Annotated in this window: 18 protein-coding genes; 11 read left to right on the top strand and 7 right to left on the bottom strand. The window is 70.7% G+C overall.

Features of this window, described 5'->3' with window-relative positions:
• The first annotated feature begins 11 nt into the window (after positions 1–11).
• Genes ABZ880_RS46075 through ABZ880_RS46060 form a run of 4 tightly spaced genes read left to right on the top strand, consistent with a single transcriptional unit; the run spans position 12 to position 4076 of the window.
• Positions 12–1148: an acyl-CoA dehydrogenase family protein gene (locus ABZ880_RS46075; RefSeq protein ID WP_361276869.1), complete on the top strand. Its 1137-nt coding sequence runs from the start codon at positions 12–14 to the stop codon at positions 1146–1148.
• Positions 1149–1174: 26 nt separating this feature from the next.
• Positions 1175–2743 carry a 4-coumarate--CoA ligase family protein gene (locus ABZ880_RS46070; protein WP_361276867.1) on the top strand — a complete coding sequence of 523 codons (1569 nt, stop codon included), beginning with the start codon at positions 1175–1177 and terminating at the stop codon, positions 2741–2743.
• Entirely contained in the window at positions 2740–3474 is a 735-nt protein-coding gene (locus ABZ880_RS46065; protein WP_361276865.1) for an enoyl-CoA hydratase family protein, read from the top strand. The genes ABZ880_RS46070 and ABZ880_RS46065 overlap by 4 nt, the downstream gene beginning before the upstream one ends.
• The gene (locus ABZ880_RS46060) at positions 3462–4076 is read left to right on the top strand and encodes a TetR/AcrR family transcriptional regulator (protein ID WP_361276860.1); all 615 of its coding nucleotides are present in this window, start codon (positions 3462–3464) and stop codon (positions 4074–4076) included. The genes ABZ880_RS46065 and ABZ880_RS46060 overlap by 13 nt, the downstream gene beginning before the upstream one ends.
• 29 nt (positions 4077–4105) lie before the next feature.
• Here the strand turns inward: ABZ880_RS46060 and pdxH are convergent, their stop codons facing one another.
• Positions 4106–4735 (bottom strand): pyridoxamine 5'-phosphate oxidase, encoded by a 630-nt coding sequence (gene pdxH / locus ABZ880_RS46055; RefSeq protein WP_361277018.1) that lies wholly within the window; start codon positions 4733–4735, stop codon positions 4106–4108.
• Between the two features lie 300 nt (positions 4736–5035).
• Here pdxH and ABZ880_RS46050 point away from each other — a divergent pair, with 300 nt between their 5' ends.
• Positions 5036–6136 carry a citrate synthase 2 gene (locus ABZ880_RS46050; protein ID WP_361276858.1) on the top strand — a complete coding sequence of 367 codons (1101 nt, stop codon included), beginning with the start codon at positions 5036–5038 and terminating at the stop codon, positions 6134–6136.
• Positions 6137–6242: 106 nt separating this feature from the next.
• Here the strand turns inward: ABZ880_RS46050 and ABZ880_RS46045 are convergent, their stop codons facing one another.
• Positions 6243–7271 (bottom strand): 2-oxoglutarate and iron-dependent oxygenase domain-containing protein, encoded by a 1029-nt coding sequence (locus ABZ880_RS46045; protein ID WP_361276856.1) that lies wholly within the window; start codon positions 7269–7271, stop codon positions 6243–6245.
• A gap of 464 nt (positions 7272–7735) precedes the next feature.
• The gene (gene iscB / locus ABZ880_RS46040) at positions 7736–8947 is read right to left on the bottom strand and encodes an RNA-guided endonuclease IscB (RefSeq protein WP_361277016.1); all 1212 of its coding nucleotides are present in this window, start codon (positions 8945–8947) and stop codon (positions 7736–7738) included.
• 571 nt (positions 8948–9518) lie between these two features.
• Between iscB and ABZ880_RS46035 the strand changes: the two genes are divergently transcribed.
• Entirely contained in the window at positions 9519–10346 is an 828-nt protein-coding gene (locus ABZ880_RS46035) for a GNAT family N-acetyltransferase (RefSeq protein WP_361276854.1), read from the top strand.
• 149 nt (positions 10347–10495) lie between these two features.
• Positions 10496–11902: a PAS domain-containing protein gene (locus ABZ880_RS46030; RefSeq protein ID WP_361276852.1), complete on the top strand. Its 1407-nt coding sequence runs from the start codon at positions 10496–10498 to the stop codon at positions 11900–11902.
• Positions 11903–11924: 22 nt separating this feature from the next.
• Here ABZ880_RS46030 and ABZ880_RS46025 read toward each other — a convergent pair whose 3' ends face one another.
• The gene (locus ABZ880_RS46025; protein ID WP_361276850.1) at positions 11925–12680 is read right to left on the bottom strand and encodes an SIS domain-containing protein; all 756 of its coding nucleotides are present in this window, start codon (positions 12678–12680) and stop codon (positions 11925–11927) included.
• A gap of 273 nt (positions 12681–12953) precedes the next feature.
• On the opposite strand from ABZ880_RS46025, the gene ABZ880_RS46020 reads away from it, so the two are divergent.
• Both ABZ880_RS46020 and ABZ880_RS46015 read left to right on the top strand, forming a co-directional pair.
• Positions 12954–13646, top strand: a complete 693-nt coding sequence (locus ABZ880_RS46020) for a metal-dependent transcriptional regulator (RefSeq protein ID WP_004000347.1) — start codon at positions 12954–12956, stop codon at positions 13644–13646.
• Between the two features lie 584 nt (positions 13647–14230).
• The gene (locus ABZ880_RS46015) at positions 14231–15157 is read left to right on the top strand and encodes an alpha/beta hydrolase (protein ID WP_361276848.1); all 927 of its coding nucleotides are present in this window, start codon (positions 14231–14233) and stop codon (positions 15155–15157) included.
• 121 nt (positions 15158–15278) lie between these two features.
• Here the strand turns inward: ABZ880_RS46015 and ABZ880_RS46010 are convergent, their stop codons facing one another.
• Genes ABZ880_RS46010 through ABZ880_RS46000 form a run of 3 tightly spaced genes read right to left on the bottom strand, consistent with a single transcriptional unit; the run spans position 15279 to position 18353 of the window.
• On the bottom strand, positions 15279–16892 hold the full coding sequence (locus ABZ880_RS46010; RefSeq protein WP_361276846.1) for a transporter: 1614 nt from the start codon (positions 16890–16892) through the stop codon (positions 15279–15281).
• Positions 16889–17662 carry an ABC transporter ATP-binding protein gene (locus ABZ880_RS46005; protein WP_361276844.1) on the bottom strand — a complete coding sequence of 258 codons (774 nt, stop codon included), beginning with the start codon at positions 17660–17662 and terminating at the stop codon, positions 16889–16891. The genes ABZ880_RS46010 and ABZ880_RS46005 overlap by 4 nt, the downstream gene beginning before the upstream one ends.
• Before the next feature lie 37 nt (positions 17663–17699).
• On the bottom strand, positions 17700–18353 hold the full coding sequence (locus tag ABZ880_RS46000) for a bifunctional DNA primase/polymerase (RefSeq protein WP_361276842.1): 654 nt from the start codon (positions 18351–18353) through the stop codon (positions 17700–17702).
• Positions 18354–18670: 317 nt separating this feature from the next.
• Between ABZ880_RS46000 and ABZ880_RS45995 the strand changes: the two genes are divergently transcribed.
• Both ABZ880_RS45995 and ABZ880_RS45990 read left to right on the top strand, forming a co-directional pair.
• Positions 18671–20056, top strand: a complete 1386-nt coding sequence (locus ABZ880_RS45995; protein WP_361276840.1) for a transcriptional regulator — start codon at positions 18671–18673, stop codon at positions 20054–20056.
• A gap of 213 nt (positions 20057–20269) precedes the next feature.
• A complete protein-coding gene (locus ABZ880_RS45990) occupies positions 20270–21943 on the top strand; it encodes a hypothetical protein (RefSeq protein WP_361276838.1) in 1674 nt (557 codons plus the stop codon).
• The last annotated feature ends 141 nt before the right edge of the window (positions 21944–22084 follow it).

The raw sequence follows: 22084 nt of genomic DNA, 5'->3' as shown, positions 1-22084 counted from the left end.
AAGGAGCCCAGATGGCCCTCATCGAATCCGAAGAAAACAAAGCCCTCCGCTCGGCCGTCGCCGCCCTCGGCAAACGCCACGGCCGAGACTTCGACCGAGAAACCCTCTGGTCCGAGGCAGCCAAGCTGGGCTACCTCGGCGTCAACCTGCCGGAGGCATACGGCGGTGGAGGCGGCGGCATCTCCGAACTCTCCATCGTCCTCGAAGAGCTGGGCGCCGCAGGCTGCCCCCTGCTCATGATGGTCGTCTCCCCGGCCATCTGCGGCACGGTCATCGCCCGCTTCGGCACGGACGCCCAGAAACAGGAGTGGCTCCCCGCCCTGGCGGACGGCACCCGCACCATGGCCTTCGGCATCACGGAACCCGACGCCGGCTCCAACAGCCACCGCATCACCACCACCGCCCGCCGCGACCCGGACACCGGCGACTGGCTCCTCACCGGCCGCAAGGTCTTCATCTCCGGCGTGGACATCGCGGACGCGACCCTCATAGTCGGCCGCACCGAAGACGCCCGCACAGGCACCCTCAAGCCCTGCCTGTTCATCGTCCCGCGAGACGCCGAAGGCTTCACGCGCCACCAGATCGACATGGAACTCCACGCCAAGGAGAAGCAGTTCGAGCTGACCCTGGACGACGTACGCCTGCCCGCCGACGCCCTGGTCGGCGACGAGGACGCCGGCCTCCTGCAGCTCTTCGCCGGCCTCAATCCCGAACGCGTCATGACGGCCGCCTTCGCGATCGGCATGGGCCGCTACGCGCTCGCGCAGGCGATCACGTACGCACGGGAACGCACCGTCTGGAAGACCCCCATCGGCGCCCACCAGGCCATCGCCCACCCCCTCGCCCAGGCCCACATCGACCTCGAACTCGCCCGCCTGATGATGCAGAAGGCGGCCCACCTCTACGACTCCGGGGACGACGTAGGCGCAGGCGAGGCCGCCAACATGGCCAAGTACGCGGCGGGGGAGGCCTGCGTCCGGGCCGTCGACCAGGCCGTGCACACCCTCGGCGGCAACGGCCTCACCCGCGAATTCGGGCTCGCCAAGTTGATAACAGCCGCACGAGTGGCTCGTATTGCTCCGGTGAGCCGGGAGATGATTCTCAACTACGTCTCCCACCAGACTCTGGGCCTTCCCAAGTCGTACTAGACCGTCGTGGCCGCCTTGGAGGAACCGTGTTCCGCAGCGAGTACGCAGACGTCCAGCCCGTAGAACTCCCCATCCATGACGCGGTGTTGGGCCGGGCCGCCGAGTTCGGTGACGCTCCCGCCCTGATCGACGGCACCGACGGCACCACCCTGTCGTACGAACAACTGGACCGCTTCCACCGCCGCATCGCGGCCGCGCTCGCCGAGGCGGGCGTGCGCAAGGGCGACGTGCTCGCGCTGCACAGCCCGAACACCATCGCCTTCCCGACCGCCTTCTATGCGGCCACGCGCGCGGGTGCCTCCGTCACCACCGTGCACCCGCTGGCCACGGCGGAGGAGTTCGCCAAGCAACTGGGGGACTCGGCGGCCCGCTGGATCGTCACCGTGGGACCGCTGCTGGAGACCGCGCGCAGGGCGGCCGAACTCGCGGGCGGCGTCGAGGAGATCTTCGTCTGCGACAGCGCGCCGGGGCATCGTTCGCTGATCGACATGCTGGCCTCCGCCGCCCCCGAGCCGGCCGTCGACATCGACCCGGTGGAAGACGTCGCGGCCCTGCCGTACTCCTCCGGGACGACCGGCATCCCCAAGGGCGTCATGCTCACGCACCGCCAGATCGCCACCAACCTCGCCCAGCTCGAACCCGTCATGCCGGCCGGGCCCGGCGACCGCATCCTCGCCGTCCTGCCCTTCTTCCACATCTACGGCCTCACAGCCCTGATGAACGCGCCCCTGAGGCTCGGCGCCACCGTCGTCGTCCTGCCCCGCTTCGAGCTCGACACCTTCCTCGCGGCCATCCAGAACCACCGCATCACCGGCCTCTACGTCGCCCCGCCCATCGTCCTGGCCCTCGCCAAGCACCCGGCGGTCGCGAACTACGACCTGTCGTCCCTGAAGCACATCACCAGCGCCGCCGCCCCCCTGGACGCGAAACTCGCGGCCGCCTGCTCCCAGCGCCTCGGCCTGCCGCCCGTCGGCCAGGCCTACGGCATGACGGAACTCTCCCCGGGCACGCACGTCGTCCCGCTCGACGCCATGCGCGACGCCCCGCCCGGAACCGTCGGCAAACTCATCGCCGGCACCGAGATGCGCATCGTCTCCCTCGACGACCCCGACAAGGACCTCGGCGTCGGCGAGTCCGGCGAGATCCTCATCCGCGGCCCCCAGGTCATGAAGGGCTATCTCGGCCGTCCCGACGCCACCGCCGCGATGATCGACAAGGAGGGCTGGCTGCACACCGGGGACGTCGGCCATGCGGACGCCGAGGGCTGGCTGTTCGTCGTGGACCGCGTCAAGGAACTCATCAAGTACAAGGGCTTCCAGGTGGCCCCCGCCGAACTCGAGGCCCTCCTCCTCACCCACCCGGGCATCGCGGACGCGGCCGTCATCGGCGTCTACAACGAGGACAACAACGAAGTCCCGCACGCCTACGTCGTCCGCCAGCCCACCGCCACCGACCTCTCCGAAGGCGAGGTCATGATGTACGTCGCCGAACGCGTCGCCCCCTACAAACGCGTCCGCCAGGTGACCTTCATCGACGGCGTCCCGAGGGCCGCCTCCGGCAAGATCCTCCGCAGGGAACTGAGGGAGCGCACATGACGTTGATCGGACGTACGCGCGCGCGTGGCGTCGAAACCCTCAGCCTCGACTCCCCGGCCAACCGCAACGCCCTCTCGGCGGCACTGGTCGGCGAACTCGCCGACGCGCTCACGGACTGCGCCAAGGACACCGACGTACGTGCGATCGTCCTCACCCACACCGGCAACACGTTCTGCGCGGGCGCCGACCTCCGCGACCCGCCGCACCCGGACGCACTTGTCGGCGTGCTGAGGCAGATCGTCGAACTGCGCAAACCGGTCCTGGCACGAGTGACGGGCCACGTCCGGGCGGGCGGCCTGGGCCTGCTGGCCGCCTGCGACATCGCGGCGGCCTCGACGGAGTCCACCTTCGCCTTCACAGAGGTACGGATCGGAGTGGCCCCCGCGGTCATCTCCCTGCCGCTGATGCCCCGCACGGACCCCCGCGCCCTCGCCCGCTACTACCTCACCGGCGAACGCTTCGAGGCACCCGAGGCAGGCCGCATCGGCCTCCTGACGGCCGCGGGCGACGACGTCGACGCCGTACTGTCACCCATCCTCGACGGCCTCCGGCGAGCCGCCCCGCAGGGCCTGGCCGAGACGAAAGCGCTGCTCACAGCTAAGGTGCTGGAAACATTCGACCGGGACGCGGCCGACCTCACCGCGCTCTCGGCCCGGCTGTTCGCCTCCGCGCAGGCCCGCGAGGGGATGACGGCCTTCCTGGAACGACGGGATCCCACATGGGTGCTGTGACCGCAGACGACCGCGTCGACCGCGTGCCCAAACAGGACCGCAGCCGGGCCACCCGGCAGCGGCTCCTGGAAGCCGCCGTGTCCTGCCTCGCCGAACACGGCTGGGCGGGCTCCACGGTCTCCGTCGTCGCCGAACGCGCCGGCGTCTCCCGCGGCGCGGCCCAGCACCACTTCCCCACCCGCGAGGACCTCTTCACGGCAGCCGTCGAATACGTCGCCGAGGAACGCTCCACCGCGATACGCGCCCTCTTCCCGCAGGGCGCGTCAGGCGACCGCCGAGCCGTGGTCTCCGCCCTGGTCGACCTCTACACGGGCCCCCTTTTCCGGGCGGCCCTGCACCTGTGGGTCGCCGCCTCCAACGAGGACCAGCTCCGCCCCCGCGTCACCGAACTGGAGGCCCGCGTCGGCCGCGAGACCCACCGCATCGCCGTCGACCTGCTCTCCGCCGACGAGTCCCGCCCCGGCGTCCGCGAAACCGTCCAGGGCCTCCTGGACATGGCCCGGGGCCTGGGCCTGGCGAACCTGCTCACGGACGACGGGGGGCGGCGGGAGCGGGTGGTGGCGCAGTGGGCCGAGATCCTGGACCGGGAACTCAAGGTCTGAGCCGGCCCTTCCAGGAGCGAGCCCGAACTTCAGGGACTCAGCCGCTCCACCCGCCAGCCCCCGTCCGCCTCCGCCACGTACCGCAACCGGTCGTGCAGTCGGTTCTCGCGGCCCTGCCAGAACTCCACCGTCTGCGGGGCCACCCGGAAGCCGCCCCAGTTCGGGGGGACCGGGACCTGTTCGCCCTCCGGGTAGCGGGCCTCGAGTTCGGCGTACGAGGCGTCGAGTTCGGCGCGTGAGGGGATGACCGTGGACTGGGCGCTGGCCCAGGCGCCCAGCTGGGAGCCGTGCGGGCGGGTGCGGAAGTAGGCGGCGGTCTCGTCGCGGCCGGTGCGGCGCGCGATGCCGGAGACGATGACCTGGCGTGCCATCGGGTGCCAGGGGAAGAGCAGGGAGACGTACGGGTTCTCCGCGAGGTCGCGGGCCTTGCGGGAGTCGTAGTTGGTGTAGAAGACGAAGCCCTGCTCGTCGAACTGCTTGAGCAGCACCGTGCGGGAGCTGGACCGGCCCTCGGCGTTCGCCGTGGAGACGACCATGGCGTTCGGTTCGAAGAGGTGGGCCTCCGTCGCCGCCTGTTCGAACCAGTGCGCGAACTGCGCCACCGGAGTGGCGGCCAGATCGGACTCGGCGAGACCCTCGGCCCGGTACTGCTTGCGCATGGCGGCGGGGTCGAGGGGATGGGCGTCTCGATCGTTCACGCGGTCATCTTGCCGTATGTGCAGGTGCCGTTCGGCATCAAGTCGGTCATCATCGAAGGGCCGGATGTGGCACTGAGTGCCGCGCAGTCTCCCCAAATGTGGCACTCGGGGATATCGTGCTGGTGCCGTTCCGGTTGAGTGAGCAGCCGTACGGGGCATCACCAGGGTGGCCACCCAGGACCGCGAGTCGCACGACCGACCGGGGATCCAGCGGCCGAGCCGCCAGCCACTTCTGTCGTACACATCACGAGGAGCCGCCTGATGTCCGACTTCGTACCCGGACTCGAGGGAGTCGTCGCGTTCGAGACGGAGATCGCCGAACCGGACAAGGAGGGCGGCGCCCTTCGGTACCGGGGCGTCGACATCGAGGACCTGGTCGGTCACGTCTCGTTCGGAAACGTGTGGGGGCTGCTGGTCGACGGCGCCTTCAACCCCGGTCTGCCGCCCGCCGAGCCGTTCCCGATCCCGGTGCACTCCGGCGACATCCGGGTGGACGTCCAGTCGGCGCTGGCCATGCTGGCGCCCGTGTGGGGCCTGAAACCGCTGCTGGACATCGACGCCGAGCAGGCGCGCGCGGACCTGGCCCGGGCGGCCGTCATGGCGCTCTCCTACGTCGCCCAGTCGGCCCGCGGTCAGGGGCGGCCCATGGTTCCGCAGCGGGAGATCGACAGGGCGCAGTCGATCACCGAGCGCTTCATGATCCGCTGGCGGGGCGAGCCGGACCCGAAGCATGTCGCCGCCGTCGACGCCTACTGGACCTCGGCCGCCGAGCACGGCATGAACGCGTCCACGTTCACCGCCCGCGTCATCGCCTCCACCGGCGCTGATGTGGCGGCGGCGCTCTCCGGTGCCGTAGGAGCGATGTCCGGTCCGCTGCACGGCGGTGCGCCGTCGCGTGTCCTCGGCATGATCGAGGAGATCGAGCGGACGGGGGATGCCGACGCGTACGTCAAGCAGGCCCTCGACAAGGGGGAGCGGCTGATGGGCTTCGGGCACCGGGTGTACCGGGCCGAGGATCCACGCGCGCGCGTGCTGCGGCGTACGGCTCGTGAGCTGGGCGCTCCGCGGTTCGAGGTGGCGGAGGCGCTGGAGAAGGCCGCCCTGGCGGAGCTGCACGCACGGCGGCCGGACCGGGTGCTCGCGACGAACGTGGAGTTCTGGGCGGCGATCGTCCTCGACTTCGCCGAGGTCCCTGCGCACATGTTCACGTCGATGTTCACGTGTGCCCGTACGGCGGGGTGGTCGGCGCACATTCTGGAGCAGAAGCGGACGGGGCGGCTTGTGCGGCCGTCTGCGCGGTATGTGGGGCCGGGGTCTCGGTCGCCTCAGGAGATCGAGGGGTACGGGGACATCGCCCACTGAGGGGTGACGACAGGAGCGCGGGCGACTGCGGGCTTGTTGTGGCTGGTCGCGCCCAGGCGGCGGAGCCGCAAGTCGATGCAGCCCCGCGCGCCTGGCATGGCGTTGATCACGCCGGGGTGAGCAGGTTCCCGTGGTGTCGCTCGGCCACCAGCGGGTGGGCCCTCAGTTTGCCCTTCAGCTCGTTGTAGCCGTATTCGGCGAACAGGGGGTTGGCCGGGTCGTCGGTGACTCCGGGGGCCGTCGTCGCGTGCGGGAACTGCAGGGGCTCGACCTTCGCGTCCAGCCGCGGGTTGTAGAAGAAGGGCACGGAGAAGCGCTCTGTTGCGCCGGGCGGGGACACCACTCGGTGACTGGTGGCGACCAGGTAGCCGTTGGTCGCCACCTCCAGCAGCTCGCCGAGGTTGACCACGAACGCGCCCTCCAGCGGCGGCACGTCATGGAACCGGCCGTCCTCGCGCTCCACCTGCAGGCCGCCGACCCGGTCCTGCAGCAGGAGGGTCAGGAAGCCGTAGTCCTTGTGGGCCCCTACGCCCTGGTCGGCGCCGTCACCGGCACTTCCCGGGTAGCGCACGAGCTTCAGGTGCGGGTGGGCGTGGGCGCCGAAGATCTGGTCGTAGAAGTCGGCGGGGGCGCCGATGGCGGTGAGCAGCTCGTGCAGGAGCCGCTGGGCGACCGCGCTCAGCCGGTCGATCCAGGCGAGCGCGGCGGTGCGCAGTTCGGGGAGGGCGGCGGGCCACTGGTTGGGGCCCTCCAGCCACCAGTAGGCGGGCTCACCGGGGCCGGGTGTCCGCGCCGGCCGCTCGGCGCCGATGTCGAGCTGGTCCCGCCAGTCCCTGCTTCCGCCCGTGCGCTCGTCGCCGGTACGTGTGTAGCCACGGAAATGGGGCGAGTTGACGTTGTCGAGCGCGAGCCGGTCGGCCTCGGGCAGCCGGAAGAAGGCGTGCATGGCCTGTACGAGCCGCTCGGTCTCGGCCTGGCTCACGCCGTGCCCGACGAGCTGGAAGAAGCCCACGTCGTGGGCGGCGCTGTGCAGCTGGGAGTGGAGCAGTGCACGGGCCTGGGGGCCGCGGTCGGCGGCGGAGAGGTCGATGATCGGGAGCAGGTCGTACGACGGGGTCGTCGCAGTGTGCGTCATGAGGTGCGTCCGCAGGGTGTACGGGGCAGGGGCGGCCGCCGGGGGTGGGGCGGGCCCGGGTGCCGGAAGGAAGAACGAAAAGAAGTGCCCTAAGTACGGCAGAGAGGGGCTGGGTCAGACAGAGCGCCGACAGCCCATGCTCGTGACGCGGACGTAGTCCACGTGGCGGCGTCGAACGAGCGAAAGCATGCGCCCAGAGTAACTCGTGAACGCAGACGACCCGCGAGCTCGGGTTCCTCCGCCTCAGCGGAGGAGCCGGCCGGACGTACCGGCGAGCTCGCGGGTCGGGTGACTGCGTTGGATTGGGCCGGCTGCGTGTATCTCGCACACGCTGGTCCGGCGCCGAACCGAGTACGACGGCGGGCCACTAGCCCGCAGCCACCTCTTCCGTCCGGTATGCATACATCTGCCGAACCACCCCCTCTCTGAAGTAACAGCAACACTAGGAAGCTGTAGGGCACGGATCAACCGGTTTTTCGAGATGTTGACGGAGCTCCTTCCGGCCGGAAGGAGTATCCGTATCCGTTGCCCCGCTGGAGGAGCCGCAGATTCCGGTGGCGGACGTTGAACCGGCCTTCCGGTGTGGTGAGGCTGTGCTGCCCGTTGGCTCGGACGGAGATGCGCCCAGTCCACGTGCCCGCCCACCTGCCGATCGGGACCGTGGCTCGTACGAGGTCGCCGGTAACGTATCCGAAGTGCTGCTTGGTCCGAGCTCGCTGGAGGCGAGGGAAGCCGAAGCGGTCCGGGGTCGTGCGGGCGTACGAGCCACGCCCTGTCGCCTTGACTACGAGCACCTGGCGAGACAATCGGACGATCGCGTCGCCGTTCTCGTAGTCCAGGGATCCGACGGATAAAGCGTCGAGGGTGTGCGTCTTTTCCAGCCCCATGGCAGTGCGGTTTTCCTTGGTGCGCACGCCGGGCCAGGTGTGTACGAGGCTGCTGAGGGTAGAGAGCGCATCCTTGAGCTGCCAGCGGGTCGCGTTCATGACGGCGGCGCCATGGAGTGGCGCCATCATGTGCTGGAGGATCTTCGCGAGGAGGTCGGGGCGATCAGCGAGAAAGACCTCGACGGGGGTGCTGCCTTTTGCCTCGTTGCACGGGACGCAGGCGAGGACGAGGTTGGAGATGCGGCTTGAACCACCTCGGCTGCGGGGTCTGACGTGCTCGATGTTCAGGCGTACTCCAGCGGCGCCACAGTAGGCGCACGCGCTGTTCCACTTGGCGTGCAGGTAGGCGCGCACGTTGGTTCCGGCGAGTGTTCCTTGCGTGTATTCGGCACCGGTAAGAGGTCTGCCCGTGCTCATCGCGTGGCTGTCGAAGGCGACGCTTTCCACGTGGATTTCGGCGACGGGTGCATAACGGCAGAGACGGGTTGCCTGGGAGTAGATGGTGTCGACGCGGTGGCGCAGTGAGGGCGGCAGCCATCCCGCGGCGCAGGGTCGGTTGTGTGAACGAGGCGCCCGATAACGGCAGTTGGCCGAGCGTCGCCTGCGTCGGTAGCCGGCACGTTGTTGCATGCACTTACGGATCTGGTCGCCGCGGTGCTGGAGTTCCACCGAGACGAGGCCGCGTCGGACGGTGAGAGCGACTACTGCCCGTCCCTTGCCCAACAGTTCGCGGGCTCGAGCGGGGTGGCACGGCATGAGCGGCCGGCCGTCCTTGGAGAGGACGAAGATCCTGCTCGCGCCGACACCGCCTGTGTACGACTGCTTGTGCGTGTGCGTGGGAGCGTCACCGCTCCCGTTCTCTGCCGCCTCCGCTGCCGGAGCAGCGTTCTTGGCGTGACGCCGACGGGCTCTGGTGCCGCGCTCGCCGGTCTCCCCTCGCCCATGTTCCCTGCCGGTGTCCCGCGCGGTGGCGGGGTGTCCGTGGGCCGTTTCGTCCCTGCTCCCAGGGGTGTCTGCTCCCACGGATTCCAGAGCAGGCTGCTGAGGAAGCACAGCCTGGTGGGTCTGCTCGCCTGCAGGAAACGTAGTCATCGGTGCACCTCCCCGATCTCTCTGATCGTGATGACTTGGGCTGGTCACCCGACCCGGCTTCCTTAAGAAGGCAGGCCCCGATTCGCGATCGGTGAAGCGAGTGACCTCCTTTCAGCACGTAAAGGAAACGCTAGTGATCAACATGGTCCGCGCAAGGTCGAATCGACAGATGACGCTCATTCGTGCGAAGAATCCCAAATCCTCGAACACGTACCCGATCTTGCTGCTAGACGGGTGATCGTTCGGGACCTCCGTTAGCGTTCCGCGCATGACGGAGCGGCGTGCGATTTTCAGTGGTTCGGTGTTCGAGGAGCAGATCGGGTATGCCCGGGCCGTGGTCGACGGGGACTGGGTGCATGTGTCGGGGACGACGGGGTTCGACTACGGGGCCATGACGATCTCCGACGACGTGGTGGAGCAGGCCGAGCAGTGTCTGCGGAATGTCGGGGCGGCGCTTGCGGAGGCCGGGGCTGGGTTCTCCGATGTGGTGCGGGTGCGGTATCTGCTGCCTGAGAGGGCGGACTTCGAGCCTTGTTGGCCTGTGTTGCGACGGGCGTTCGGGGAGGTGCGGCCTGCGGCGACGATGTTGGTGTGTGGGCTGGCTGATCCTCGGATGAAGATCGAGATCGAGGTGTACGCGCGGCGGCGGGGGCTGCGGATCGAGGCCGTGCACGGGGAGGGCATGTTGGAGGAGTGGCGGTACGTGCACAACGCCGTTGTGCCGCCTGCCGCCATGTCCTTCGACGAGGCACGGGAGCGGCTCGGGCGGTATCGGCTGGAGAACGCGTACCTCGGGGACGTACTCGTCGGGTGTTCCACTGTGCGGCCGCCCGCGGCGGAGGACGCCGTGGCGACCGTTATCGCGCGCGTGCTGCCCGAGTACCGGAGGCAGGGGTTCGGGGCGGCCCTGTACGAGCGGGGGCTCGCCCACGCGCGTGTGCTGGGTGCGCGGGGCGTCGAGACGTGTGTGCTGGCGGCCAACGAGGACGGACTGCTCTTCGCCCGGAAGCACGGCTTCGTAGAGGTCGAGCGGTATGTGCTGGACGGGGTAAGCGATCTGTGGATTGATCTTCGGCTGTCGGCGGGCGGATCATAGGAGAGAGAGCAGGAAACAATGGCACGGCGTACAACGATTCCTTCAATCTTGGGGAACTCGGTGTGTGCTGCGTCACGTTCCAGTTAGATGATTGCGAGTGAGCGAACCGACGCGCCGTACGTGCGGACGCAGCTTGGCAGGGGGTCCAGGTGAGTGCTTCCCGGCGTAGTGGGACCACCGACGAGCTGGGGCCCGACGAGCCCGAGCGGGCCGGCCCGGTGGGCCCTGACGGCTCCGATCTGCTGGCCGCGCTGCTCGACGGGATGGACGCGGCGCTGTGCGCGTTCGACGCGGACGGGGTCGTCACCCATTGGAACCGTGAGGCGGAGCGCATCCTGGGATGGACCGCCGCCGAGGCGGTGGGGCGGCACGGCTTCGCCGGGTGGGCCGTGCGGGAGGCCGACGCCGAGGAGGTCGAGGGGCGGCTGATGTCCGCCATGGAGGCCCCCGGGCGGCAGGTGCACGAGTTCGCGTTGCTGACCAAGGACGGCGGACGGGTGCTCGTACGGACGCAGTCTGCGGCCGTGCGCGGGCCCGAGGGGAAGCCGGCCGGGCTGTACTGCGCCTTCAGCGAGGTGCATGCGCAGATCGATCTGGAGCGGTCCATCGCCCTGAGCGAAGCCTTGTTCGAGGACGCGAGCTGGGGTGTGGTGCTTGTCGACGCCGATCTGCGGCCTGCCGTGGTGAATGCGCACGCGGCGCGTTCGCTCGGGATCGGGCGTACGTCGGCGCTGGGGCGGCCGCTCGGGGAGTTGCTCGCCCAGGGTGTGGAGGAGCTGGAGAGCGCGCTCACGCATGTGCTGGCGGAGGGCGCGCCGCCTGCGCCGGCCGAGATCTGGGTCAGTGTGCGTACGCCGGAGGGAGAGCAGCGGCGGTGCTGGCGGTGCGGGTTCGTGCGGCTGGCCTCACCGCTCGCGGAGGAGCCGGTGCCGTTGGGTGTGGGCTGGCTCTTCCAGGACGTGACCGAGGGCAAGCAGGGGGAGCAGGAGGCGGCGCTGCTGCGCTTCCGGACGAACCAGCTGCACCGGGCGGCTCGGGCCGCCGCCGAGTGCGAGGATCCGCGGGAGGCGGCGACCGTCCATCTGGACTTCGCGCTCGCCGGGTTCGCCGATCATGCGCTGATCGACCGGGTGGCGGGCGGTGCGGTGGCCGACGGGGAGGCGGAGGGGCCGGTACGGCTGGTGCGGGTCGCCGCGACTCCCTCCGGGGCACCGGGGCCGAGTCTGCTGACCGGGCAGGCGGGGTTGCCGGTGCGGTACGGGCAGGGGCATCCGGCGTTGCAGTGCGTGGAGCGGACGGGGTCCGTGCGGGCCACTGTCGGCTCTGTACCGGCCGATCAGGCGCGGGAGTGGGCGCGGGCCCGGCAGTGGCCGTCGGATGCGGTGCATGCGCTGTGTGCGGTGCTGCGGAGCCGGGGGCGGACGCTGGGGGTTGTGACCTTCTTGCGTGGCGGTGGGCGGAGTCAGTTCGAGCGGGTGGACGCGGCTTATGCGGAGGACGTCGCGGTGAGGATCGCGGCGGCGTTGGATCTGGCGGGGGTCGTGGGGCGGGAGTAGCGCCCGCAGGCTCTGCCGGCTTCTAGCGCCGGTAGAAGATCCGGTCCCCGTACTTCTCCATCACGTGGCCGTTCCACTCGTGGCCGCCGTCCACGTTGCCCGAGCGCAGTAGGGGCGGCTCGATGCCGCGGTCCGCGAGGGTGCCCGCTGCCGTGGCCATGACCGCTTGCAGGAGGGCGCTGGTGACGACCGTCGAGGCCGGGGCGAAGGGGGCCGGGATGGTGTCGAGGGTGAGGGTCGCGTCGCCGAGGGCGATCTTGGAGTCGAGGACGATGTCGCAGTGGTCCTTCAGGTACGTGCCCGAGACGTGCCGGGAACTCGTCTCCGTCGCGTAGGCCACCGATGTGACGCCGATGACCCGCACGCCGAGGGCGCGGGCGTTCATGGCCATCTCGACGGGGAGGGCGTTGCGGCCGGACAGGGAGATGATCACCAGGACGTCGCCCGCGCGCAGCGGGGAGGTGTCCAGCACCGCGCTCGCGAGTCCGTCGACGCGCTCGAGGGCGGAGCCCAGTGTGGCCGGCATCACGTCGACGCCGACGACGCCGGGTACGGCGAGCAGGTTCATCAGGGCGAGGCCGCCCGCGCGGTAGACGACGTCCTGTGCGGCGAGGGAGGAGTGCCCGGCGCCGAAGGCGAAGAGGCGGCCCCCGTCGGCGACGGTGTCGGCGATCAGGGTGCCGGCCGCGGCGATGCTGTCGGCCTCCTCGTCGCGGACCCGTTGCAGGAGGTCGATCGCGGCGTCGAAGAACTGGCCGGCCAGTTTGCCCTCGCTCATGCGGGTCCTTCCGGGGGCGGCGTCGGTGTCGGGTGCTGTGCCTGTGTCGCGGATCACCGTGCGGTCTGGACCAGTGCCCTGTCAATACGGCCGTCCGGCCGGGCCCGTACACCTGCTCGGATACGGCCGAATACTCGCGGGTACACCCGCGTAACCCCCCGGTTCCAACGGCGCGGCACGGTTGTCAGTGGTATGCGTCAGAATTGAATCCAGGGCCAGCGCACGCGCCGGGAAGCCGTTCGTGCTTCCGGCAGATCTCATCGAGGGGCACGTATGTCCGGACTGATCGACACCACGGAGATGTATCTCCGCACCATCCTCGAGCTGGAGGAGGAAGGTGTGGTCCCCATGCGCGCCCGGATCGCCGAGCGGCTCGACCAGAGCGGGCCGACCGTCAGCCAGACGGTGGCGCGGATGGAGCGCGACGGCCTGGTGTCCGTCGCCAGCGACCGCCACCTGGAGCTCACGGACGAGGGCCGCCGGCTCGCCACGCGCGTGATGCGCAAGCACCGGCTTGCGGAGTGTCTGCTCGTCGACGTGATCGGTCTGGAGTGGGAGCAGGTGCACGCGGAGGCGTGCCGCTGGGAGCACGTGATGAGCGAGGCCGTGGAGCGGCGCGTGCTTGAGCTGCTGCGGCACCCGACCGAGTCGCCGTACGGCAACCCGATCCCGGGTCTGGAGGAGCTGGGCGAGAAGGACGGCGCGGACCCGTTCCTGGACGAGGGCATGGTGTCGCTGGCCGACCTCGACCCGGGCGTGGAGGGCAAGACCGTCGTCGTACGCCGTATCGGCGAGCCCATCCAGACGGACGCGCAGCTGATGTACACGCTGCGCCGGGCGGGCGTGCAGCCCGGTTCGGTGGTGAGCGTGACGGAGTCGGCCGGCGGTGTGCTGGTCGGCAGCGGCGGCGAGGCCGCCGAGCTGGAGGCGGACGTCGCTTCTCACGTGTTCGTCGCCAAGCGCTGAGCCGTCGACTTCGAGCCGTCAACTTCCGGGACGTGGGGGGCAGTTGGGGCGTCCCGCCGGTCTTCTGCACGGCGGGGCGAGGGCGGATCGGGGGAGAATTCTGTGCGGCGAAATCGGAGCGCTCGGACGGTTCGCGTGCGAGGCTGTCGCGTGAGGCATATGACCTGAGGGGGCGGGAGGATGTGCCGCAGACGTGTGGAGAGCCCCGGCGCCGTGCGGCGCCGGGGCCTGTCCTCCCCTGTGCTGACCCGGAGCCCCGAGCTCTCAGGGTCATCCCCCTCGGACCGTTTTCCCCGAGCGGTCCGCCTCCCGCTGAAGATCTCCCCTCGGCGGCGGCGATCATTCCTTGAGCGAGGTCACTCGTACGAGGGGTGTTGCCCGCAGAAACAGTATTTTCGAATACCCATTCGATAGTCTTCGGGTGACGAGTCACGCGGAATGTGCGCTTCAGGAGTGAGTACACAGGGCTTCAGGTGAGTGCCCAGCACAGGCAGCTGCACGGCAACGGCAGGACACGGTTCACAGGACCGGCCGGCTCGAGCGGGAGCGAGCGGTCCGAGCGGAGCTAGGGGGGTGCCAGGACCATGGCGCGACGCATCGACGTGACCGGGGCGGGCGGCGTACGACTTGCGGCCTGGGAGTTCGGCGACCCTCCCAAGACCGACCCGGCGATCAGTGTGGCGGAGCCCGCGATTCCGTCGCAGTTCGCGGGCGAGCGGGCCGCCCCGCCCGGCCACCAGGACCACGCTCCCGGCGTGCTGTTACTGCACGGCCTGATGGGCCGCGCCTCGCACTGGGCGTCCACCGCCCGCTGGCTCTCCGAGCGGCATCGCGCCGTCGCACTCGACCAGCGCGGCCACGGCCAGAGCGACAAGCCCCCACAGGCCTCCTTCACCCGCGAGGCGTACGTCGAGGACGCGGAGGCCGCTCTCGAGCAGCTCGGCCTCGCACCGACCGTCCTCATCGGCCATGCGATGGGTGCGCTGACCGCCTGGCAGCTCGCCGCGAAGCGGCCCGACCTGGTTCGGGGCGTGATCATCTGCGACATGCGGGCCTCCGCGCTGGGTGCCGCCTCGCAGCGGGAGTGGGCGGACTGGTTCAAGGCCTGGCCCGTTCCCTTCGCCACGCTCGCCGATGTACGGAAGTGGTTCGGCGAGGACGATCCCTGGGTGGAGCGGCCGAATGCGGCCCGCGGGGAGTTCTACGCCGAGGTGATGCACGAGTCTCCCGACGGGTGGCGGCCCGTTTTCGATCCCGAGCAGATGCTGAAGTCCCGGGAGACGTGGGTGTACGACGCGCACTGGGAGGAACTGGCGGCTGTGCAGTGTCCGGCGTTGGTGGTGCGGGGGTTGGACGGGGAGCTGGGGCGTGCGGAGGCGCAGGAGATGGTGCGAGTGCTCCCCCGAGGGGAGTATGCGGAAGTGGCTGATGCGGGGCATCTTGTGCACTATGACCAGCCGGAGGCGTGGAGGGCGGCCATTGAGCCGTTTCTTGATGGCGTGATGGTGTGAGTCGTGCGCCTGTTCGCCCGGGGGGTTCCGTTGTGTGGCGGGTGCGGGTGGTTCGTGGCTTGTCGCGCAGTTCCCCGCGCCCCTTAAGACCTTGTGGGCGCCGGGACCTCAAAAGATCCCGTCAGCCCTTGCTCACCGCTGTGAGGATTTCCGGGAGGCGGGCTGCCGTTCTCGGGGCTGCCAGGCGGAGGCCCGCCAGGGTGATGGCAGCGCCGTATCCGGCGCCCGCCGGGAGCAGGAGCCAGCCCCAGTCGTCGCCGTTCTTTGCCACGTTCGCCCAGATGGTGGCGGTGATGACGGGGGCGGACAGGAGGGCTGCCGAGACCATGCCGCCGAAGATGGAGATCCAGGCCAGGCCGGTCTGGCCGGGGGCGACGTTCTTGTAGCCCTCCTGGGGGATGGAGTACGGGAAGCGGGCCGAGGTCCAGGCGCCGGTCGCGAGCATCGCGCCGAGCAGGGCGAAGGAGAGGCCCAGGACCTCGGGGAGGCGGGGCCAGTCGCCGAGCATCGCGGTCGTCAGGACGGTCACGAGGGTGGCGTACGGCAGGGTGATCACCAGCAGTGCGAGGGCCCTGCCGCGCAGTTCGACGTAGGCGTCGTGCGCGGAGGAGATCGTCGTGGCGACCATCCAGAACGCGGACGTGTCCTGTCCGAACTGGTTGTACATCTGGATGCCGAGCATCCCCGCGGCGAAGCACGCGAAGTAGACCGAGCCGGTGCCCTGCAGGGCGTTGAACACCGGCACGATCAGGCCGATGGCCAGCGAAGTCACCCACGCCGCCTTGGTCTTGGGGTCGCGCCAGACGTAGCGCAGGCTGCGTTCCATGACCGTGCCGGTGCGGCCGGGCGGCAGAAGGCGGGCGAGGCCGGAGGAGGAGGTCCGTTCGCGGGCGCCCGGTTCGGTGGCGGCCTGGACGGTGGAGCCGTCGGGCGAGGTCATCAGCTTCGTCAGGTGGCGCGACCATACGGCGATCAGGGCCACCAACGCGCCCGCGCTCAGCGCCAGTTGGGTGACAGCGGCGCCGTAGGAGCCCTTGCTCACGGAGTGCACCGCGGCGATCGCCGAGGCGGGCGGCACCCACTGGAAGATGTCGCCGACCGGGTCGAGCTGTGCCAGCCCGCTCGAACCCAGGCGCTGCGCCCCGAAGTTGACCAGCTGCGCCCCGATCGCGATGACCAGGCCGCTGAGTACCGCGAGGTCGCGGCCCTTGCGGCTGGTCAACAGGCGGATGTTGGCGGCGGCGACGGCCCGCGCGAGGGCCACGCACACCAGCAGTGCGAGGACGACGGCGACGACAGCGACGGCGTACGCCGCCCCGCCGTGCGCGACCGTGACCACCGAGCCGGTCAGCAGGAGCAGGGTGAAGAGGGGGCCGATGCCGACGAGTGAGGCCGCCAGCAACGCCCGTACCAGAGGCCGGGGTTGGAGCGGCAGCATCACCAGGCGCGTCGGGTCCAGGGTCTCGTCCCCGCCGGGGAAGAACAGCGGCATCACCGCCCAGCCGAGCGCCAGCACGGCGACCAGCAGCACGACCACGGCCTCGGCGTGCGCGTGCCCGCGCAGCGCGATCAGGCCGAGCAGCTGCAGCGCCCCGAAGAGCAGCACGACGACGGCCGACACGACGTAGGCGGCCCGCCGTCCGCCCGACTGCTTCAGGCCGTTCTTCAGCAGCGACAGCTTCAGCCGTACGACGACGGGGGTGATGTTGCCCGCGGGGTGGACGTCGCCGGTCATCGGGCCCCGCCGCCCAGCCAGTCCAGGTCGGAGCCGGTGTTGCGGCCGCCCGCGCCGACGAGTTGCAGGAACGCCTCCTGCAGTGAGCGGGCCTCGCCGCGGACCTCGGCGAGCGTGCCGTGGGCGCGGATGCGGCCGGCGGCCATGACGGCGACCCAGTCGCACAGCGACTCGACGAGTTCCATGACGTGGGAGGAGAAGACGACGGTGGCGCCGGAGGCCGTGTACCGCTCGAGGACGCCCCGGATGGTCTGCGCGGAGACGGGGTCGACACCCTCGAACGGCTCGTCCAGGAACAGGACTTCGGGATTGTGCAGCAGCGCGGCCGCGAGGCCGATCTTCTTGCGCATGCCGGTCGAGTAGTCGACGACGAGCTTGTGCTGGGCACCGGCCAGGTCGAGCACGTCGAGCAACTGCGTGGCCCGCTTGTCGACCTCGGCGCCGGGCAGGCCGCGCAACCGGCCGCTGTAGCCGAGCAGTTCACGCCCCGACAGCCGCTCGAACAACCGCAGCCCCTCCGGCAGCACCCCGATCCGCGCCTTCACCGCCGCCGGGTCCCGCCACACGTCGTGCCCGACGACCTCGACGCTCCCTTGATCGGGCCGCAGCAGCCCGGTGACCATGGAGAGGGTGGTGGTCTTCCCGGCGCCGTTCGGCCCGACGAGCCCGATGAACTTCCCCGCGGGCAGCTCCAGATCGATCCCGGCGACGGCAATCTGCTGCCCGAACCGTTTCCAGAGGCCTTGTACACGTACGGCGGCTGACGTCATGCGAAAACACTAAGGGGCCGGGCTGCTGAGAGCAGGATCAGCGATCCCGCCCACATGCATAGGCAAGCGGCGAGATCAGCTCCTCCGCATCCGGCAGCCACCGGTTCGCCGGCGTCGGGCGGCACGCCCACTGGACGGCGCCTCGCGACCCGAAGCGGGTGGGAGGCGCGGCCACGTACGAGCCCTCGCCCAGAGCGACCAGACTCAGCGACGACAGCGACCAGCCCAGCTTGCGCACCAGCTCCGGCACCTTCACCGCCGCACCGGGCAACACGAAGAAGTGCATCCGCCGGTCCGGCGTCAACGTCACGGGGCCGAGCGTCAACTCCATGCGCTCCATGCGCGCCAGCGCGAGGAACCCCGCGGTCTCCGGCACCTCGATCGCGTCGAAGGTATGGCCCGTCGGCAGCAGAATCGACGCCGTCGGCTGCTTCTGCCACATCCGCCGCGCGACCGTCGCACTGCCGGTGGCCTGCGTCGCCCAGTCGTCCCGCGCAGGGTGCGCGCCGGGCGCGGCGCACGCGGCGTCGCCGCAGGAGCAGCGCTGCACCCCGTCGACGGCTTCCAGCCAGGTGCCGGGGAAGACGTCCCAGTGGCGCTCCTCGGCGTAGCGTACGGCGGTCTCCAGCAGCGATTCGCCGCGCTGCTTCGGAATCTGAGCGGCTTCGGTGCCCGCGATCGTCTCTTCCACGGTGAACTCAACTCCCGCATCCACCTCGGGTTACGGGGGTAACGCGCGCGGGGGAGGGGCATCGATTCCGTATCTGGGGCGCATGGATGCATCTGTGGGGGCGCGCGGGAGGAACCCCGGCCCGGGCTGGGTAGCCACGTTTGGGGTCGGCTTCGGCTTTTACCCCGGCAATCCTCGCATGCCTCGCATTTTCGGTATGTCCGCGGGGCATTGATCTTCGAGGCCGGATCTTTTCGCTCGCAGGAGCAGACGGTTCGGTCACGTAGGACACGCCAACTCGGTGCGTGGGCAGGCACCGCAGCCACAGGGGGTACGCCATGGCCGCAAGGCCTCTCGTCGCGCGGCAGCCGAACGAACGGTTGCAGGCGCTCATCCAGGAGGCGGGGTGCTCGAACGCCGGGCTCGCCCGCCGGGTCAACATGTGCGGTGCCGAGCACGGCCTCGACCTGCGCTACGACAAGACGTCCGTGGCCCGTTGGCTGCGTGGACAGCAGCCGCGGGGCCGGGCGCCCGCGATCATCGCGGAGGCGCTGGGCCGCAAGCTCGGCCGTACGGTCACGATCGACGAGATCGGCATGGCCAACGGCAAAAACCTTGCTTCGGGAGTCGGTCTCCAGTTCTCGCCGACGGTGCTGGGGGCCATCGAGCAGGTCTGCGAACTGTGGCGCAGTGACGTGGGCCGGCGGGACTTCCTGTCCGGCTCGTCCGTCGCCGCGTCCGCGCTCGTCGAGCCGAGCCGTGACTGGCTGATCTCCTCGCCGGACTCGCAGGTGGCGCGCTCGGCGGGCCCGCGGGTCGGGCAGTCCGACGTGGCGGCGGTGCGGGCGATGACCCAGGCGCTCGTGGACCTGGATCATCAGTACGGCAGCGGGCATGTGCGGCCGGTCGTCGTGCACTACCTCAACAGCGTGGTCTCGGGGCTGCTGGCGGGGTCGTACCGGGAGGCCGTCGGGCGGGATCTGTTCGCCGCGGTGGCCCGACTGACCGAGCTCGCGGGCTACATGGCCGTCGACACCGGTCAACCCGGCCTGGCCCAGCGGTACTACATCCAGGCGCTGCGGCTCGCGCAGGCGGCGGGCGATCGCGGATACGGCGGCTACGTCCTCGCCGCCTCCATGAGCCACCTCGCCGCGCAGCTCGGAAACCCGCGTGAGATCGCCCAGTTGGCGCGGGCGGCGCAGGAGGGGGCGCGTGGGCGCGTGACACCGCGCGCGGAGGCGATGTTCTACGCGGCGGAGGCCCGCGGGCATGCGTTGATGGGCGACGCGCGGGCGGCCCAGGTGGCGTCCGGTCGGGCGGTCACGGCGCTGGAGTCCGCCGACGCCTCGTCCGGGGACGACCCGGCGTGGATCACGCACTTCGACGAGGCGTATCTGGCCGACGAGTTGGCGCACTGCCACCGGGACCTCGGGCAGGCCGAGGCGGCGGCGCGGTGCGCGCAGGAGTCCCTGTCCGGGCTGCCCGAGACGAAGGCGCGCAGGCGGGCCATCGGCTATGTGCTGCTGGCCAGCGCGCAGGTGCAGCAGCGGGAGATCGAGCAGGCCTGCAACTCGGGCCTGAAGGCCGTCGAGCTGCTCGAGTCCCTCCGTTCCAACCGGGGCGCCGAGTATCTGGACGACTTCCAGCAGCGGCTGGAGCCGTTCCGGGACGAGCCGGTGGTGCGGGAGTTCGGGGCGCGGGTGGAGCTGCAGGCGGCGGCGTGAGACGGGCGACCGGCCGTTGCGTGAAGCTGCGGGAAACGGCCGGTTGCCGCGCAGAAGCGGTCGTGAAGGGTGACATATGCAGCGGTCTGTACCGCGCTTCTGTTACCGCTGTCACAGGTAAGGAGGTTGGGCCTGAGCTGCGTGGCACCCGGCTCGGGGGACCCGGTAGCGTGAGCCGACGATTCACAAGGTCCCCCATTAGTAGGAGTCCCGGTGACGCAGAGTGGACAGGGCGAGGAGCCCTCGCAGCGCCAGGCGCGCGAAGGCATCGTGCTGCCCTCGGACGGCGGCGAGCCCTTGCTGCCGGGCATGCTGGGCGGACCGACCGGCCCCCACGCCGACCACCAGAGCGGCCCGTACAACGGCCAGCAGAGCGGCGCGTACGGCGGCCAGCAGACCGGCTCGTACGGCGGTCAGCAGGGCCCGTACAACGGCCGGCAGAGCGGCCCGTACGGCGGCCAGCAGCCCGGTGCCTCGGCCCCGCCCGGCGGTCAGGCCTGGGGCACTCCGTGGGGTCCCGACCAGCCGCAGCACCAGGCCCAGAGCCCGGCCCCGCAGCCGGGCCAGGGCTGGCCCGCGGCGCCGGCCCAGCAGTGGGGGGCGGCCGAGCCGTCCCAGCCGCTGCCACCTGAGGGCGCCCCGGCGCAGTCGTACGGCGACCCGCAGCCGATGTCCCCGCCGGCGGGGAGCATGCCGCTGCCGCCCGCCGCTCCCGACGGCGGCCACAGCCTGCCGCTGCCCCCGGCCGTCGACGAGGGTGCCACCCAGTACATACCGCCGGTCGTCCACTCCGAGGGGCCCGCGCGGTACATACCGCCTGTCGCCGCGACGACGGACGAGCAGGCGACGCAGTACATACCGCCCGTCGCGCCCGGCGCGCTGCCGCCGGAGGTCGGGGGCGGTGAGTCCGTCTCCGAGGCGACGCAGTTCCTGGGGCGCGCGCCGTACGCCGGCGCCGGGCCGCTGCCGCCCGCCTCCGGACCCGACGCCGACGCCACGCAGTACATCCCGCCCGTGACCGACGCCGGAGCGCCGTACGGCATGCCGCAGGGCGGGGACCGGCAGCCGCCCGCCGAGTTCGACAACCTCTTCCGCAGCGAGCCGGGCGGCGAGAGCCCGGCCGCGGCCACGCAGTATCTGCCGCGCTTCGAGCAGCCGCAGGCGGCCCCTTACGGCCAGCCCGCCCCGCAGGGCTCGTACGCCCAGCCCGGCCCCTCCTACGCCCCGCCGGGCGACGACGGCGGCCGGGGCGGCCGGCCACGGTCGCGGGTGCCGCTCATCGCGGCCGTCGGCATCGGCATCGTCGTCCTCGGGGTCGGCGCCGGTGCGCTGCTCGCAGGCGGCGGGGGCGACGACGGCGGCGACAAGAACCAGACGGTGTCCGCCACGGCCCCCGCGACCGACGGCTCCGCCTCGCCGTCCGCCGACCCGGCGAAGCAGCAGGCGGTCGCCCTGGACAAGCTGCTGGCCGACAGCGGCGACAGCCGGGCCTCGGTGATCCGCGCGGTGGCGAACGTGAAGGCGTGCCAGAACCTGGACACGGCCGCCTCCGACCTGCGCGACGCGGCCAAGCAGCGCAACCAGCTGGTCACCCGGCTGTCCGGCCTGTCCGTCGACAAACTGCCGAACAACGCCGCGCTGACCGCCGCCCTCACCAAGGCGTGGCAGGCGTCCGCGTCGGCCGACAACCACTACGCGGCCTGGGCCGACCAGGTCGCCGGCAACAGCAAGAGCTGCAAGAAGGGCCAGGCCCGCGGCACCGGCCAGACCCAGGCCGGCAACCGGGCGAGCGGCACGGCCAGCCAGCAGAAGGTCAAGGCCGCGCAGCTGTGGAACACGATCGCGAAGACGTACGGCCTGACCCAGCGCCAGCCGGTCCAGCTGTGACCCGCGGCTGAGCCGCGGACGCGAGCGCGGGCACGGACCTCGGTCCGGGGCCCCCCCGAGGGAGTTAAATAAGCCCCGCGGCGGCCGGATGGTTAAATTTGACGAAACCCAAATAGCCGCCCCCAACGAAGGGGAAAACGA

The sequence above is a fragment of the Streptomyces sp. NPDC047043 genome (genome assembly GCF_040644055.1).
GTDB lineage: Bacteria > Actinomycetota > Actinomycetes > Streptomycetales > Streptomycetaceae > Streptomyces.
This window is presented reverse-complemented; position numbering and strand designations above follow the sequence as displayed.